The sequence below is a fragment of the Azospirillum brasilense genome, from assembly GCF_003349955.1.
In the GTDB taxonomy this organism is placed as follows: Bacteria; Pseudomonadota; Alphaproteobacteria; order Azospirillales; family Azospirillaceae; genus Azospirillum; species Azospirillum brasilense_B.
The window spans coordinates 1-14,931 of the sequence record NZ_QLKQ01000116.1 but is presented as its reverse complement, the minus strand read 5'-3'; the positions used below and the strand labels follow the sequence as shown (position 1 = coordinate 14,931).

Annotated in this window: 13 protein-coding genes; 4 read left to right on the top strand and 9 right to left on the bottom strand. The window is 69.0% G+C overall.

The window, feature by feature from the left end:
• Positions 1-216: 216 nt before the first annotated feature.
• A complete protein-coding gene (locus DXK32_RS30055) occupies positions 217-657 on the top strand; it encodes a MarR family transcriptional regulator (protein ID WP_094301819.1) in 441 nt (146 codons plus the stop codon).
• Between the two features lie 13 nt (positions 658-670).
• Here DXK32_RS30055 and DXK32_RS30050 read toward each other — a convergent pair whose 3' ends face one another.
• Positions 671-1,597 carry a 2-hydroxyacid dehydrogenase gene (locus tag DXK32_RS30050; protein WP_114861851.1) on the bottom strand — a complete coding sequence of 309 codons (927 nt, stop codon included), beginning with the start codon at positions 1,595-1,597 and terminating at the stop codon, positions 671-673.
• 52 nt (positions 1,598-1,649) lie between these two features.
• Here DXK32_RS30050 and DXK32_RS30045 point away from each other — a divergent pair, with 52 nt between their 5' ends.
• Positions 1,650-2,267, top strand: coding sequence for a pseudouridine synthase (locus DXK32_RS30045; RefSeq protein WP_114861854.1), 618 nt, complete (start codon positions 1,650-1,652; stop codon positions 2,265-2,267).
• Positions 2,268-2,412: 145 nt separating this feature from the next.
• On the opposite strand, the gene DXK32_RS30040 is transcribed toward DXK32_RS30045, so the two are convergent.
• The 6 genes from DXK32_RS30040 to DXK32_RS30015 all read right to left on the bottom strand — a co-directional run bounded on the left by DXK32_RS30040 (position 2,413) and on the right by DXK32_RS30015 (position 11,219).
• Complete coding sequence (locus DXK32_RS30040) at positions 2,413-4,050, bottom strand: ABC transporter ATP-binding protein (protein WP_114861853.1); 1,638 nt, start codon at positions 4,048-4,050, stop codon at positions 2,413-2,415.
• A 49-nt stretch (positions 4,051-4,099) separates the two neighbouring features.
• Entirely contained in the window at positions 4,100-5,212 is a 1,113-nt protein-coding gene (locus DXK32_RS30035; protein WP_114861850.1) for an ABC transporter permease, read from the bottom strand.
• 160 nt (positions 5,213-5,372) lie between these two features.
• Complete coding sequence (locus DXK32_RS30030; RefSeq protein WP_114861849.1) at positions 5,373-6,482, bottom strand: microcin C ABC transporter permease YejB; 1,110 nt, start codon at positions 6,480-6,482, stop codon at positions 5,373-5,375.
• 29 nt (positions 6,483-6,511) lie between these two features.
• Positions 6,512-8,371: an extracellular solute-binding protein gene (locus DXK32_RS30025; RefSeq protein ID WP_114861848.1), complete on the bottom strand. Its 1,860-nt coding sequence runs from the start codon at positions 8,369-8,371 to the stop codon at positions 6,512-6,514.
• A gap of 42 nt (positions 8,372-8,413) precedes the next feature.
• A complete protein-coding gene (locus tag DXK32_RS30020; protein ID WP_162801419.1) occupies positions 8,414-9,370 on the bottom strand; it encodes a hypothetical protein in 957 nt (318 codons plus the stop codon).
• 13 nt (positions 9,371-9,383) lie between these two features.
• Positions 9,384-11,219 (bottom strand): extracellular solute-binding protein, encoded by a 1,836-nt coding sequence (locus tag DXK32_RS30015; protein WP_114861846.1) that lies wholly within the window; start codon positions 11,217-11,219, stop codon positions 9,384-9,386.
• Between the two features lie 175 nt (positions 11,220-11,394).
• On the opposite strand from DXK32_RS30015, the gene aqpZ reads away from it, so the two are divergent.
• Positions 11,395-12,135, top strand: a complete 741-nt coding sequence (aqpZ, locus tag DXK32_RS30010) for an aquaporin Z (protein ID WP_114861845.1) — start codon at positions 11,395-11,397, stop codon at positions 12,133-12,135.
• Between the two features lie 282 nt (positions 12,136-12,417).
• Here the strand turns inward: aqpZ and DXK32_RS30005 are convergent, their stop codons facing one another.
• Complete coding sequence (locus tag DXK32_RS30005) at positions 12,418-12,945, bottom strand: hypothetical protein (protein ID WP_114861844.1); 528 nt, start codon at positions 12,943-12,945, stop codon at positions 12,418-12,420.
• A gap of 31 nt (positions 12,946-12,976) precedes the next feature.
• Entirely contained in the window at positions 12,977-13,759 is a 783-nt protein-coding gene (hisN, locus tag DXK32_RS30000) for a histidinol-phosphatase (protein ID WP_114861843.1), read from the bottom strand.
• Between the two features lie 142 nt (positions 13,760-13,901).
• Between hisN and nudC the strand changes: the two genes are divergently transcribed.
• Positions 13,902-14,843, top strand: a complete 942-nt coding sequence (gene nudC, locus DXK32_RS29995; protein ID WP_114861852.1) for an NAD(+) diphosphatase — start codon at positions 13,902-13,904, stop codon at positions 14,841-14,843.
• Positions 14,844-14,931 lie beyond the last annotated feature (88 nt).

The following is a 14,931-nucleotide window of genomic DNA, read 5'->3' as shown; positions in this document are numbered from 1 at the left end:
GGCCAGCGGAGTTCCCTCCCCTGCGATAGCGGGGGAGGGTTAGGGTGGGGGCAAAGCCCCCTCATCCCGTGACATAGTCCTCCCCCCGCGACACCCTGACCGATCGATCCGGCTGCGAAACGCTTGCCTGTCCGGGCCGGGTTGGGGGACACTCCTTCGCCGCGCGTTCCGAATGCGGGGGCCTTCGGGGCAAGAGACGCGGCGCGGGGGGGAAACATGGCACGGAACCTGAAAGCGCTCGGCCTGTGGCGGACGGCTCTGATCGCCAGCGTCCGGCAGGACGGGCCGGACCTGTCGGCGCGGCAGATGGCCATCATGCTCCAGGTCTATCTGACCGATCCGCCGCACACCGTGCGCGGTCTGGCGGCGGCGCTGAACATCTCCAAGCCCGCGGTGACCCGCGCGCTCGACCGGCTGTCGCTGCTCGGCTTCATCAAGCGCAAGCGCGACGCCGAGGACAAGCGCAGCGTGCTCGTCCAGCGCACCGTGAAGGGCAGCGTCTTCCTGTCCGACTTCGCCGAGCTGGTGGTCGCCGCGGGCGCCGTGGCGCCGGAGGACATGGCGGTCATCCGCGCCGAGGAGGAGGTGGCCGCCTCCGCCAAGGCGCGGCTGGAGGCGCAGCTGGGCGCCTCCAATCCTGTGGCGGTGCCCGCCTGACCGGCGGCCGTTTTCAGTAGCCCTGGCTGCGGTCCACGAGGTTCGGCAGCGGCCGGCCCTCGCGGAAGGCGGTGATCGCCTCGGCCACCACGGCGGCGGAGCGCGACGGGTGGGTGACGGCGGCGACGTGCGGCGTCACATGCACCTTCGGGTGCGTCCAGAAGGGATGGCCGGCGGGCAGCGGCTCCTCCGCGAACACGTCCAGGCTGGCCCCGGCGATGTGCCCGCTCTCCAGGGCCGCCAGCAGATCGTCCTCCACCAGATGCCCGCCGCGCGCGGCGTTGACGACCACCGCACCCTTGGGCAGGGCGGCGAACAGCTTGCGATTCAGCAGGCCGCGCGTCTCCGCCGTCAGCGGCAGCAGGCAGACCAGCAGGTTGCATTGCCCGAGCATCGCCGCCAGCCCGTCGGGTCCGGAGAAGCTCTCCACCCCCGGCAGCGTCTTCGGCGTGCGGCTCCAGCCCAGCACGCGGTAGTCCATGCTCAGCAGCGTCTTGGCCGAGGCCATGCCCAGCTCGCCCATGCCGAGGATGCCGACACTCACCTCCGACGCCGGGCAGGGGTCCAGCGGCTCCCACCGCCCGGCCTGCTGGAGCGCCTTGTACTCGTCGAGGAGCCGGTGCCAGCGCAGCACCTGAAGCGCCACATAGCCGGCCATGTCCACGGTCAGCCCCTCCGACACCATGCGGACCAGCGGCACCTCGGGCAGGGTGGGGTCGAGCAGCAGCGATTCCACCCCGGCGCCCAGCGACACGATCAGCTTCAGGTTCGGCAGGGTGGCGAGCAGCCCGTGCGGCGGCTTCCACACCAGCGCCATCTCGATGTCCGCCGGGTCCCCCATCTCGGGCCACACCCGCACCTCCAGCCCGGGCAGGCGGGCGTCCAGCTCGCCCAGCCAGCGGTCGGAGCGGTCGGTGGTGGAGCAGAAAAGCAGCGTCACGGCGCAAACCCCTGTAGTGTTGTTGTTCGTTTCAAACCCGTTCGAGCCAACCGTGCCCCGTCTGATCCTGCTGAACAAGCCCTATGGCGTGCTGCCCCAGTTCACCGATGAGCAGGGGCGCCCGACGCTGGCCGACCATGTGCCGGTGAAGGGGGTCTACGCCGCCGGGCGGCTGGACCGTGACAGCGAGGGGCTGCTGGCGCTGAGCGACGACGGTGCGTTGATCGCCCGCATCGCCTCGCCCAAGCACAAGCTGCCCAAGACCTATTGGGTGCAGGTGGAGGGCGTCCCGACCGAGGAGGCGTTGCAGCGCCTGCGTGACGGGGTGACGCTCAACGACGGGCCGACCCTGCCCGCCGAGGCCCGTCGGATGGAGGAGCCGGACGGCCTGTGGCCGCGCGACCCGCCCGTGCGCTTCCGCGCCGCCATCCCGACGAGCTGGATCGCCCTGACCTTGAAGGAGGGACGGAACCGTCAGGTGCGCCGCATGACCGCCGCGGTCGGCTTCCCGACCCTGCGGCTGATCCGCTGGTCCATCGGCGACTGGACGCTGGACGGTCTGGCGCCCGGCCAATGGCGCGAGGTGACGGTGCCGGGGCGGGAGTCCCCGACGGCGGCGCCGGTCAGGGCGAAGGCGAAGCGCTCTCGCGGCCAAGGCAATCACATTTGACCCTTATAACCCTCTCCCCTCTGGGGAGAGGGTGGCCCGTAGGGCCGGTGAGGGGGTTGCGCTTGTGCCGAACATCCCGACACGCGCAACCCCCTCACCCTAACCCTCTCCCCGGAGGGGAGAGGGGACATTGAGTGCAATTGCGCTACATGCGCACGGCGTCGGACTTGACGGCCTCCAGGTTCAGCGCGGCGGCGAGGAGGGCGCGGGTGTATTCCTCCCGTGGCTCCTCGAAGATGCGGCGGGTGGGGCCCTGTTCCACCACCTTGCCGTCCTTCATGACGATGACGTGACTGCTGAGCGCCCGCACCACCCGCAGGTCGTGGCTGATGAAGAGGTAGGCGAGGTTGTTGCGCGCCTGGATGTCGCGCAGCAGGTCGACGATCTGCGCCTGCACCGACATGTCGAGCGCGCTGGTCGGCTCGTCCAGCACCACGAATTTCGGCTTCAGCACCAGGGCGCGGGCGATGGCGATGCGCTGGCGCTGACCGCCGGAGAACTCGTGCGGGTAGCGGTGGCGGCTGGACGGGTCGAGCCCCACCTCCTCCAGCGCCTTGGCCACCATGGCGTCGCGTTCGGTGCCGGAGCCGATGCCGTGGATCGTCAGCCCCTCGCCGATGATCTGGCCGACCGACAGGCGGGGCGACAGGCTGCCGTAGGGGTCCTGGAAGACCACCTGCATCTCCCGCCGCAGCCCGCGCAGCTTCTTGGCCTGCCAGCCCTGGATGTCCTTGCCGTCGAAGCGGATCGCCCCCTCGCTGGCGTGCAGGCGCAGCAGGGCGAGGCCCAAAGTCGTCTTGCCGGACCCGGACTCGCCGACCACCCCGACCGTGTGCCCCTGCCGCACGTTGACCGACACGCCGTCCACGGCGCGGACGTGATCGACGGTGCGGCGCAGCAGGCCCTTCTTGATGGGGAACCAGACCTTGAGGTTGTCAGCGGCCATGACCTCCGGCGCGTCGGCGGGCGGGGTCAGCGGGTCGCCCTTCGGCTCGGCGGCCAGGAGCTTGCGCGTGTAGGCGTGCTGTGGGCGGGCGAAGATGTCGGCGACCTCGGCCTGCTCGACGATCTCGCCCTGGTTCATCACGCAGACCCGGTCGGCCATCTTGCGCACCACGCCCAGGTCGTGGGTGATGAGCAGCAGCGCCATGCCGAACCGGCGCTGGAGGTCCTTCAGCAGCTCCAGGATCTGCGCCTGGATGGTGACGTCCAGCGCGGTGGTCGGCTCGTCGGCGATCAGCAGGTCGGGCTCGTTGGCGAGCGCCATGGCGATCATCACGCGCTGGCGCTGGCCGCCCGACAGCTCGTGCGGGTAGGCGTTCAGCCGCTTTTCCGGGTTGGGCAGCCCGACCAGCCGCAGCAGCTCCAGCGTGCGCTTGCGCGCGGCGGCGCGGGACAGGCCCTTGTGCAGGAACAGCGTCTCGTTGATCTGCCGCTCGATGCTGTGCAGCGGGTTCAGCGAGGTCATCGGTTCCTGGAAGATCATGGCGATGCGGTCGCCGCGCACGTCGCGCAGCACCTTCTCCTCCGCCCCCACCAGCTCGGTCCCGCGGAAGCGGATGGAGCCATGGGGGTGGCGGGCCATGGGATAGGGCAGCAGTTGCAGGATCGACAGGGCGGTGACCGACTTGCCCGACCCGGACTCGCCGACCAGTGCCAGGGTCTCCCCCTTGGCGATGTCGAAGGACACGCCCTTCACCGCGTGCATCGCCCCGCCGCCCGAGCGGAACTCGACATGGAGGTTGCGGACCTGGAGGAGATCGTCGGCCCCATTGGTCGTCATGTCGGTCATGGGCGGTTCCGCCTTCTTGGGCTGGTGGTCATTGAGGGCATCATTCCGCGGCCTTCTGCGCCACCGCGCCCGCCTCGTTGGCGGTTCCGGTGGCGGTGGAGAGCTGGCCGATGGTCTTGCGCGGGTCGAAGGCGTCGCGCACCGCCTCGCCGATGAAGATCAGCAGGCTCAGCATGATCGCCAGCACGAAGAAGGCGGTCAGGCCCAGCCAGGGCGCCTGGAGGTTCGCCTTGCCCTGGGCCAGCAGCTCGCCCAGCGAGGGGGAGCCGGGGGGCAGGCCGAAGCCCAGGAAGTCGAGCGCCGTCAGGGTGGTGATGGAGCCGTTCAGGATGAAGGGCAGGAAGGTCAGCGTCGCCACCATGGCGTTGGGCAGCACATGGCGCACCATGATCGTCGCGTCGGTGGCGCCCAGAGCGCGGGCGGCGCGCACATAGTCGAAGTTGCGCGCCCGCAGGAACTCCGCCCGCACCACATGGACCAGCGAGGTCCAGGAAAACAGCAGCAGCAGCCCGAGCAGCCACCAGAAGTTCGGCGTCACCACGCTGGACAGGATGATGAGCAGGAACAGGGTGGGCAGGCCCTGCCAGATCTCGATGAAGCGCTGGAACAGCAGGTCGGTGATGCCGCCGAAATAGCCCTGGACCGCCCCCGCCATGATGCCGACGACGGACGAGAAGGCGGTCAGCACCAGCCCGAACAGCACCGAGATGCGGAAGCCGTAAATCAGCCGCGCCGTCACGTCGCGCCCCTGGTCGTCGGTGCCCAGCCAGTTGTCGGCCGACGGCGGGGCCGGGGCGGGGACCGGCAGGTTGTAGTTGATGGTGCGGTAGCCGTAGGGGATCGGCGGCCAGACGATCCAGCCCTTCTCCTCGATCAGTTGGCGCACATAGGGGTCGCGGTAGTCGGTCTCCGTCTCGAACTCGCCGCCGAAGGTGGTCTCCGGATAGGCGGTGAAGACGGGCCAATAGAGCGCGTTGTCGTACTTGATGAGCAGCGGGCGGTCGTTGGCGATGAACTCCGCGCCCAGCGACAGGGTGAACAGCACGAGGAAGATCCAGAAGGACCAGAAGCCCCGCCGGTTCGCCCGGAAATTCGCCAGCCGCCGCCGGGTGAGCGGCGTGACACGCAGGCCGAGGAAACGGTCGCCGCTCATGCACAGCCCTCCCGACGGGCATTTGCCCTCTCCCCTCTGGGGAGAGGGGAGGGTGAGGGGGTTGCGCGTGGCGGTGCGTCCGGCAAAAGCGCAACCCCCTCACCCCAACCCTCTCCCCAGAGGGGAGAGGGGGCAAGCGCCAGAAACGGATGCATGTTCATCACACCCTCCGCGCTTCGAAGTCGATCCGGGGATCGACGGCGACGTAGGTCACGTCGCCGACGAGGTTCATGATGAGCCCCAGCAGCGTGAAGAAGTACAGCGTGCCGAACATCACCGGATAGTCGCGGTTGATCGCCGCCTCGAAGCCCAGCAGCCCCAGCCCGTCCAGCGAGAAGATCACCTCGATCAGCAGGGCGCCGGTGAACAGGATGCCGATGAAGGCGCCGGGGAAGCCGGCGATGACGATCAGCATGGCGTTGCGGAAGATGTGGCCGTAGAGCACCCGCCGCTCCGCCAGCCCCTTGGCGCGGGCGGTCACGACATACTGCTTGTTGATCTCCTCCAGGAAGGAGTTCTTGGTCAGCATGGTCAGTCCGGCGAAGCCGCCGATCACCATCGACAGCACCGGCAGCACCATGTGCCACGCATAGTCCAGGATCTGCTGCCACCAGGGCAGGCTCGCCCAGTTGTCCGACACCAGTCCGCGCAGTGGGAACAGGTCGAAATAGCGCCCGCCGGCGAAGACGACGATCAGCAGCACGGCGAACAGGAAGCTGGGGATGGCGTAGCCGACGATGACCACGCCGGAGGTCCAGACGTCGAAGGGCTGGCCGTCGCGCACCGCCTTGGCGATGCCCAGCGGGATCGACACCAGATAGACGATCAGCGTCGTCCAGATGCCCAGAGAGATCGACACCGGCATCTTCTCGATCACCAGATCGACGACGCTGCGGTCGCGGAAATAGCTCTTGCCGAAGTCGAACATCAGGTAGTTCGACATCATGTGGATGAAGCGCTCGTGCAGCGGCTTGTCGAAGCCGAATTCCTTCTCAAGCTGCTTGATGAATTCCGGGTCCAGCCCCTGGGCGCCGCGGTAGCGGCTGCCGGTGTCGCCGCCCTGGGCCTGCTGCGCCGCCGGACCGCCGGTCTCGCCGCCGCCGGTGCCGCCGATGCGGGCGGTCGCCTCCACCGCGGTGCCCTGGACGCGGGCGATCATCTGCTCGATGGGACCGCCGGGGGCAATCTGCACGATCAGGAAATTGATGACCATGATCCCGAACAGCGTCGGGATGATCAGCAGCAGACGGCGGATGATGTAGGCCAGCATCGCGCGGGTTCGCCTTTCTGTTTGCCGTCTCAGGGCGCCGCGCGGCGGGCCGTGTTGGCGAGCTTCGCGTTCTTGTCGGGATCGACCCACCAGGTGTCGGTGAAGGCCAAGCCGTATTTGGGCGCAACCGCCGGATGGGAGAAACGGTTCCAATAGGCGACGCGCCGCACGTCGTCGTGCCATTGCGGGATGACGTACCAGCCCCACAGCAGCACGCGGTCGAGCGCGCGGGTCGCGGTGACCAGGCTCTCGCGGTCGGGGGCCTGGATCACCCGGTCGATCAGCGCGTCCACCACCGGGTCCTTGATGCCGGCCAGATTGCGGCTGCCCGGCTGGTCGGCGCGGGCTGACTGCCAATAGTCGCGCTGCTCGTTGCCGGGCGAGGTCGATTGCAGGATGCGCTGGATGACCATGTCGAAGTCGTAGCGGTCGATCCGGTTCTGGTACTGGGCGGTGTCCACCACGCGGATGGCCGCCTCGATCCCGGCGCGCTCCAGATTGCGGACGAAGGGCTGGACGATGCGGTCCATGTCCGGCTGCACCAGCAGGATCTCGAAGCGCATCGGCTCGCCGGTCTTCGTGTTCAGCAGCTTGTTGCCCTTCAACTCCCACCCGGCCTCCTTGAGCAGGGCCAGCGCCGTGCGCAGGTTCGGGCGGATGTTGCCCGACCCGTCGGTCTGCGGCGGCGCGAAGGGCTTGGTGAAGACCTCCTCCGGCAGCTTGCCGCGGAAGGGCTCCAGCAGTTTCAGCTCCTCCGGCGAGGGCAGGCCGGTGGAGGCCAGCTCGGAGTTGGAGAAGAAGCTCTTGGTGCGCTGGAACAGGCCATAGGACAGGTTCGCCCGCGTCCATTCGTAATCGAACAGGTAATTCAGCGCCTCGCGCACCTTGCGGTCGGCGAAGACCGGGCGGCGGCTGTTGAAGACGAAGGCCTGCATGCCCTGCGGGTCCTGGTGCTTGATCTCCTCGCGGACGATGTGGCCGTCGCGCACCGCCGGCACGTCGTAGCCGGTCACCCAGTTCTTCGACGAATGCTCCACCCGGAAATCGATGGCCCCGGCCTTGAAGGCTTCGAACACCACGTCGAGGTCGCGGTAATAGTCGAAGCGGATGCGGTCGAAGTTGTAGCGCCCGCGGTTGACCGGCAGGTCCTTGGCCCACCAGTCCGTCACCCGCTCGAAGACGAGCGAGCGGCCGGGCTGCACCTCGGTGATCCGGTAGGGGCCGCTGCCGACGATGGGGTCGAGCGTCGTGCTGGCGAAGTCGCGCTCCTCAAAGACGTGCTTCGGCAGCACCGGCAGCTGGCCCATGATGACCGGCAGTTCGGGGTTGCCGCCGTCGCGGAAGGTGAAGGTGACCGCGCGCTCGCCCGTCTTCTCAGCCTTCACCACGTCGGCGTAGTAGGTGCGGTAGAGCGGGTGGCCCTTGTCGCGCAGCGTCTCGAAGCTCCACACCACGTCCTCGGCGGTCACCGGAGCGCCATCGTGGAAACGCGCCTGCGGGCGCAGCGTGAAGCGCACCCAGCTCCGGTCCTCGGCGACGGTGATGGTCTCGGCCAGCAGCCCGTAGCGGGTCAGCACCTCGTCCCCGCTCTCCACCGTCAGCGTGTCGAAGGGCAGGCTGGCCCCGGCGGCGGTCGATCCGCGCAGGATGAAGGGGTTCAGGCTGTCGAAGCCGCCGTAGGTCGCCAGCTTGATCTCGCCGCCCTTCGGGGCGTCGGGGTTGACGTAGTCGAAATGCTGGAAGTCCGGCCCGTATTTGGGCGTCCCATGGGCCGTGACGGCGTGCCCGGCGGTTTCGCGCGGGTTGGTCTGCGCGCGGGCCGTGGCGAAGGGTTCCGCCAGATACAGGCACATGACCGCGGCCAGGATCGCTTTACCGGTCTTCCTCATGCCCTCTCGGTCCTTATTGTTTCCGGTAAGGTAAGGGTCCGTCTATGGCACATTCAAGGCAGAGACGGGTATGGCGGCGTCCAAGCTCGCGGCGGGCTGGGAAATCGGTGGAGCGGATTGCGCCTGAAGCGCCGCGGCAAGCGCGTCCACCACCCGCGTCAGCGTGTCCAACTCCTCCAGGAAACGGGCGAACAGGGCGGGGGTCAGCCGCTCGTCGAGGGCCGCGATCCCTTCGAACAGGTCGCGCCCGGTGTCGATCGCCAGGATGAAACGCTCTCCGTCGGTGGTCAGCCGGACCTCGCGGGCGTCCGCCAGGGCGGCCAGCCGGGCGGCCAGGGCCCGAATCTCCGGTGGGAACCGCTGTTCGGCTTCCGCCACCGCGCCGTTCAGCGGGGTCAGCACCGGCTCGGCGCCACGGGCGCCGAGGGTGAGCGTGCAGGACAGCGGCGGCACCCCCGGCTGCGGCAGGTCGATGCAGAGAAGCCAGCCGCGGAAAATCCGGACGAGACCCTTCAGAAGCCCGGCGGATTTGTGAAGCTCGACCTCGTTGAACCAGAAGGTCAGGCCCCGGCGCACGCCGGTGATGCCATCCTCGGCATGGGCGCTGCCCGGCTTCAGGTCGCTGAAAAGCTGGCGCAGCCGGCGCCGGCCCAGGCAGCCGCCGGGCGCGTAGGTGAGGTCGGCGTGTCGGCAGGCGGCCAGCACGAGCGCGACGAAGAAGCGCTTGCGGCGGCGGCGGAAGAGGAAGAAGGGGACGGAGAAGAGGGCGAAGGTGAGGCTGCCATACAGCTTCCCGCCATGCTTCACGGTCTTCAGGAGGAAGGGCAGCTTCACCAGGGTGAGGACCGTCCCGCCGATCACGGCGAAGACCAGCAGCACGATGGCGGCGCGGGTTCCGGTCCGCTGGCGCTCCAGCCGGTCCAGCAGCGGCCGGATCTCCCGGTCGAACAGGTCCTGCGGATCGGGCGCCGGCAAAGGGGCGGGTGTCTCCGGGGTCATGGGACGGCGGCCCTCAGCCTTCCTTGCCCGGCTTCACCCACCACGCCTCGGGGAAGCCGCTGTTGCGGAAGCCCAGATCGTATTTCGGCGTCGTCTCCGGGAAGCCCAGTGTCGTCCGGTAGGCGATCCAGTTGTCCGGGTTGTACCAGTGCGGCACCATGTAGAAGCCCCACAGCAGCACGCGGTCGAGCGCGCGGGTCGCCGCCTGGACCGCCGCCAGCTCCTTCGCCGCCAGTGCCTTCTCGATCATCGCGTCGGCCGCCGGCTCCTTGATGCCGGCGTAGTTGGCCGATCCCCGGACGTCGGCGGCGGCGGAGCCGAAATAGCTGCGCAGCTCGGTTCCCGGCGGGGTGAAGAAGTTGAAGTTCGCCACCACCACGTCGAAGTCGAACTCGTCGGTGCGCGCCTGGAACTGGGCGGTGTCGACCACCCGCAGCACCGCGTCGATGCCCGCCTTGCGCAGCGCCTCCACATAGGGCTGGATCACGCGGGTCAGCGCGCCGGTGCCGTCGAGGAATTCGATGCTCAGCACCTCGCCGGTCTTGGCGCTGGTCATCCGGCCGTTCTTCAGCTCCCACCCGGCCTCGCGGAACAGGCGCATGGCCTCGCGCAGGTTGTTGCGGCTGTTGCCGCTGCCGTCGGTCCTGGGCGGCTCGAAGGGGGTGGTGAAGACGCGCTCCGGCAATTGGGCGCGGAAGGGTTCCAGCAGGGCCAGCTCCTCCGGCGTCGGCGGCCCCTTGGCGCCGAAGTCGGAGTTGGGGAAGTTGGAGGTGGTGCGGAGATACTGGCCGTACAGGATGTTCTTTTGAATCCATTCGAAGTCGAACAGATAGCCCAGCGCCTCGCGCACCCGCGGGTCGGCGAACTTGGCGCGGCGGGTGTTCAGGCGGAAGCCCTGGGCGCCCAGCGGCAGATCGCTCTTCACCTCGACGCGGTTCACCCGGCCGTCCTTGGCGGCGGGGAAGTCGTAGCCGATGGTCCAGCGCTGCGCCCGGTGCTCGGTGCGGAAGTCGTAGGCGCCGGCCTTGAAGGCCTCGAACATCACGTCGTCGTCGCGGTAGTAATCGACCTTCACGCTGTCGAAGTTGTAGAAGCCGCGCGCCGTGGGCAGGTCGCGGCCCCACCAGTCGGCCACCCGCTCGTAGGTGATGGAACGGCCGGGATCGACGGATTTGATGCGGTAGGGGCCGCTGCCCAGCACCGGCTCCAGCGTCGTCTTGGAGATGTCGCGGCCGTTGGCGGTCCACCAATGCTCGGGCTGGGGGGCGATGCTGGTGGCGAAGTCGATGATCGGCTTCATCTCCCCGGTGGTCTTCAGGGAGATCTTCAACTGATGCTCGTCCACCGCCTCCACCGTCGCCACGCGGTCGAGGAAGGACTTCAGGAAGGGGTTGCCGTGCGCCTGGATGGAATCCCAGGCGAAGACCACGTCGCCGGCGGTCACCGGCACGCCGTCGTGCCAGCGCGCGTCCTTGCGCAGGTGGAAGACGGCCCAGCTCTTGTCGTCGGGCAATTCCACGCTTTCCGCCAGCGCCCCGTAGGCCGCGTCCATCTCCCAGCCGGAACCGACCATCAGCGAGTCGGCGATCAGCCCCAGCGTCCGCGGGGTGACGCCGCGCAGGATGATCGGGTTCAGGCTGTCGAAGCTGCCCTGGGCGGCCAGGGTGATCGAACCGCCCTTGGGGGCCTCCGGGTTGGCGTGCGGGAAATGGGTGAAGCCCGGCTTGAACTCCGGCTCACCGAACTGCTTCAGGGCGGGGACGGTGACCGTTTCCGCTTGGACCGGCGCCGTCAGCGCGAAGAGGGCCAAAACGGCGGTCGTCCGGGCGGCAGCGAGAATTCGGCGCATCGTCGGTCCTGACATGGTTGGCCTGAGATGGGGCGGCGGATCAGCCTTAGCATGTACGCGCCTTGCGGCGCGTCAAGTCCGCGTACGCAACGGTATCTTACGCCCGTCCGCTGGCGCCGGCCCGTCCGGGGGCGCAAAAAAGGCGGAAATGTGGCAAGCCCGACGAGGTGGTGACATGTCGATGTTCCGGCGCACGAGCGCGGAGTTTCTCGGCACCTTCTGGCTGGTCTTCGGCGGCTGCGGCAGCGCCGTGCTGTCCGCCGCCTTCCCGGAGGTCGGGATCGGGCTGACCGGCGTCTCCCTGGCCTTCGGCCTGACCGTGCTGACCATGGCCTATTCGGTCGGCCACATCTCCGGCTGCCACCTGAACCCGGCGGTCACCGTGGGGCTGTGGGCCGGCGGGCGCTTCCCGGCCAAGGACATCCTGCCCTACGTCATCGCGCAGGTGGTCGGCGCCTTCCTGGCGGCGGTGGTGCTGTACGTCATCGCCACCGGCAAGGCCGACTGGTCGCTGGCCGCCAAGGGGCTGGCCGCCAACGGGTACGGGGAACATTCGCCGGGCGCGTACAACCTCACCTCCGGCCTGCTGATCGAGGTGGTGCTGACCTTCATGTTCCTGATCGTCATCCTGGGCTCCACCGACCGGCGGGCGCCCGCGGGCTTCGCGCCGCTGGCCATCGGTCTGGCGCTGACGCTGATCCACCTCATCAGCATCCCGGTCACCAACACGTCGGTGAATCCGGCGCGCAGCACCGGGCCGGCCCTGGTCGTCGGCGGCTGGGCGCTGCAACAGCTCTGGGCCTTCTGGGTGGCGCCGCTGGTCGGCGGGCTGCTCGGCGGGCTGGCCTACCGCGCGCTGGCCGAGGAGATGCCGCCGAAACCGGCCATCACCGGCGAGGCCAGGCCGTCCACATGAGCCTGTGCCACTTGAGTCCTTCCTGACCCTTTCCCTTCGGGTCCCTCCCGACTCGGCGGACCGTGCCCCTCCGGCGCGGTCCGTTTTTTATGGGGGGGGGTCGCCTTCGCCCAGCCCCGCCCGGTGGAAGTCACGGCCTTGTCGCGGGAACTTCGTGGGCGTCAACGGTTATTCTGGGCATCCGTTGACGCACAGGAAGTAGATCATGCGGCAGTTCGACCCCGATTCCAACCCGATGACCGACGAGGATTACGGCATTGTCCTCGGCCTGTTCATCGGCATCTACCTGGGGCTGCTGGCCGTCTCGCTGTTGCCCTGACCGGCGCGGGTCTTCTTCCAGTGGTCGGCCATGCGCTCCATGAGCTGACGGTAGCGGCGGTCGGACCGGATCATCCGGCGCACCGCCTTGCCGTTGCGCGGGTCGGCGAGCATCCATTCCTCGGCGGCCATCTGGTGCTCCGGGTGGATCGACAGCATGTAGATCGCCGCCTGCTCCGGCTGCGTCACCGCCTCCTCCTTCAGCCCCTCCAGGATCGCCCCGACATAGAGCGGCAGAACGTTGCGGAAGTCCTCCGGCCCGGTGCCATCCTGGCTGGAGACGTCCTCTCCAGTGCCCATCAGGGCGCGGCGTTCCTCCGCCGGCAGGGCGAAGAAGGCGTCCAGCCCCAGCAGCAGGTCGCAGACCGTCTTCTTGCGGACCATCCAGTTGGCCCCGCCCGACACCCGCCCGGCCAGCGAGTGCAGGAAGGGGCGCAGCTTCTCCGGCGAGGTCTCGAAGACGGAGCGGGCGGGCGTGGCGATGGTTGCCATGGGATTGGTTCTCCTGTCTCAGCCGGCTGTCTCAGCCGGCCAGGGCGGCCAGAGTCTCGCGGTGGGTGCGGGCGTCGCCCGCGGCGACCACGCGCCCGCTGGACGTGGCGTCGAGCGGCTTCCCGTCCCAATCGGTCATCAGCCCGCCGGCCCCGGTCACCACCGGCACCAGCGCCGCGAAGTCGTAGAGCTTCAGCCCCGATTCGACGACGAGATCGTAATAGCCCGCGGCCAGCAGGCCGTAGCTGTAGCAGTCGCCGCCATAGACCGACACCTTGGCCGTCCCCGCCACCCGGCGGAAGGCGTCCTGGTCCGCTCCGGGGAACAGGTCGGGCGAGGTGGTGCCCAGCGTCGCCGCGGCCAAGCCCCCGGCGCAGGCGCGCACGCGGGCCGGCTGGCCGTTGAACAGGGTGGGGCGGCCCTCGACGCCCAGCCAGCGGTCCCGGACGATGGGCTGGTCGATGACGCCGAGCACGGGGCGCCCGCGGTGCAGCAGGGCGATCAGCGTGCCGAAGATCGGGCGGCCGGTGATGAAGGACTTGGTGCCATCGATGGGGTCGATCACCCACACCCATTCGGCGTCCAGGTTCTTGGTCCCGAACTCCTCGCCATAGATGCCGTCGTCGGGGCGTTCGGCCTCGATGATGGCGCGGATGGTCCGCTCCGCCTCGCGGTCGGCGATGGTGACGGGAGAGGCGTCGGCCTTGTCGTCCACCGCCACCGGCGTGCGGAAATACTGGCGGATGACCGGGCCGGAGGCGTCGGCCAGACGCTCCGCCAGGGTCACCAGGGGGGTGGGGCAGGGTTCGGTCATGGTCGCTCCGCCGGATCGCGCGTGGTGGGAAGGAGGGCGGCATCCTAGTCGGGCGTTCCGTCGGCGCAAACCATCAATGAAGGAGGAGGGTTGCGCGCGCCGCCGCTTCCCCGTTTCGCGGGCTTGTGGCAGCCTCTTCGCCATGCACGACCGCTCCTCCCCACCCGACCGCCCGAACGCCGCCCCGAATGCCTATGCCGGGATCCCGCTCGACCGCGCCGGCGTGCGCCGCAAGGACAAGGACTGGCTGAAAGACGCCTGGGCCTCGCCGGACGCGCGCCTGCTGCCCGTGGCGAAATCGCGCAACTTCGTGACAGGCGACGCCGACTCGGCCCACGCGGTCACCGTCGCCTGTGGTGGCGACTGGGGCGTGGAGCCCGTCTTCCTCGGCCTGCTGGACGGCGTTCCGCACTTCACCGTCGATCTGACCGGCCTGGAGGCGCCGGAGGAGCATCCGGCCCTGGCCGGGCTCGGCCGTTTCGAGGACCTGCGCGCCGTCGGCCCGGTGATGGAGGCGACGGAGGCCGGGCTGTGCGCCTACGCCCGCGGCATCACCTGGTGGAACGCCCGGCACCGCTTCTGCGGCGTCTGCGGCTCCGTCGCGGCGGGTGCCGAGGGCGGGCATGTGCGCGTCTGCACCAACCCGGACTGCGCCACCCACCATTTCCCGCGCACCGACCCAGCGGTCATCATGCTGGTCCATGACGGGGCCGGGCGGGTGGTGCTGGGCCGCAACGCCCGCTTCCCGCCGGGCATGCATTCGGTGCTGGCCGGCTTCGTCGAGCCGGGCGAAAGCCTGGAGGACAGCGTGCGGCGCGAGGTGCTGGAGGAGGTGGGGCTGGAGGTCACCGACATCCGCTACCACTCGTCCCAGCCCTGGCCTTTTCCATCTTCGCTGATGCTGGGCTTCAGCGCGCGGGCGGTGACGCTGGACATCCAGACCGACCTGGAGGAGCTGGAGACGGCCCGCTGGTTCGACCGCGAGTTTCTGCGGACCGTCACGCCCAGCGAGGAGTTCCGCCTCGCCCGCCCCGACAGCATCGCCCGCCGCCTGATCGACGAATGGATCGCCGAGGGGGATTGAGGGAGGTGGCGGGTCGCTTGCCCCCTCAGTTATTGCCCCCTCCCTAGCCCTCCCCCGCTTTGCAGGGGAGGGGACTGAATTTCCCTCT

What these genes read in the sequence shown, in the direction of transcription:
- aqpZ (WP_114861845.1), top strand. Translation starts at nt 11,395, where the DNA reads ATGTCGATGTTCCGGCGCACGAGCGCGGAGTTTCTCGGCACCTTCTGG.
- hisN (WP_114861843.1), bottom strand. Translation starts at nt 13,759, where the DNA reads ATGACCGAACCCTGCCCCACCCCCCTGGTGACCCTGGCGGAGCGTCTG.
- DXK32_RS30055 (WP_094301819.1), top strand. Translation starts at nt 217, where the DNA reads ATGGCACGGAACCTGAAAGCGCTCGGCCTGTGGCGGACGGCTCTGATC.
- DXK32_RS30035 (WP_114861850.1), bottom strand. Translation starts at nt 5,212, where the DNA reads ATGAGCGGCGACCGTTTCCTCGGCCTGCGTGTCACGCCGCTCACCCGG.
- DXK32_RS30005 (WP_114861844.1), bottom strand. Translation starts at nt 12,945, where the DNA reads ATGGCAACCATCGCCACGCCCGCCCGCTCCGTCTTCGAGACCTCGCCG.
- DXK32_RS30015 (WP_114861846.1), bottom strand. Translation starts at nt 11,219, where the DNA reads ATGCGCCGAATTCTCGCTGCCGCCCGGACGACCGCCGTTTTGGCCCTC.
- DXK32_RS30020 (WP_162801419.1), bottom strand. Translation starts at nt 9,370, where the DNA reads ATGACCCCGGAGACACCCGCCCCTTTGCCGGCGCCCGATCCGCAGGAC.
- DXK32_RS30040 (WP_114861853.1), bottom strand. Translation starts at nt 4,050, where the DNA reads ATGACGACCAATGGGGCCGACGATCTCCTCCAGGTCCGCAACCTCCAT.
- nudC (WP_114861852.1), top strand. Translation starts at nt 13,902, where the DNA reads ATGCACGACCGCTCCTCCCCACCCGACCGCCCGAACGCCGCCCCGAAT.
- DXK32_RS30025 (WP_114861848.1), bottom strand. Translation starts at nt 8,371, where the DNA reads ATGAGGAAGACCGGTAAAGCGATCCTGGCCGCGGTCATGTGCCTGTAT.
- DXK32_RS30030 (WP_114861849.1), bottom strand. Translation starts at nt 6,482, where the DNA reads ATGCTGGCCTACATCATCCGCCGTCTGCTGCTGATCATCCCGACGCTG.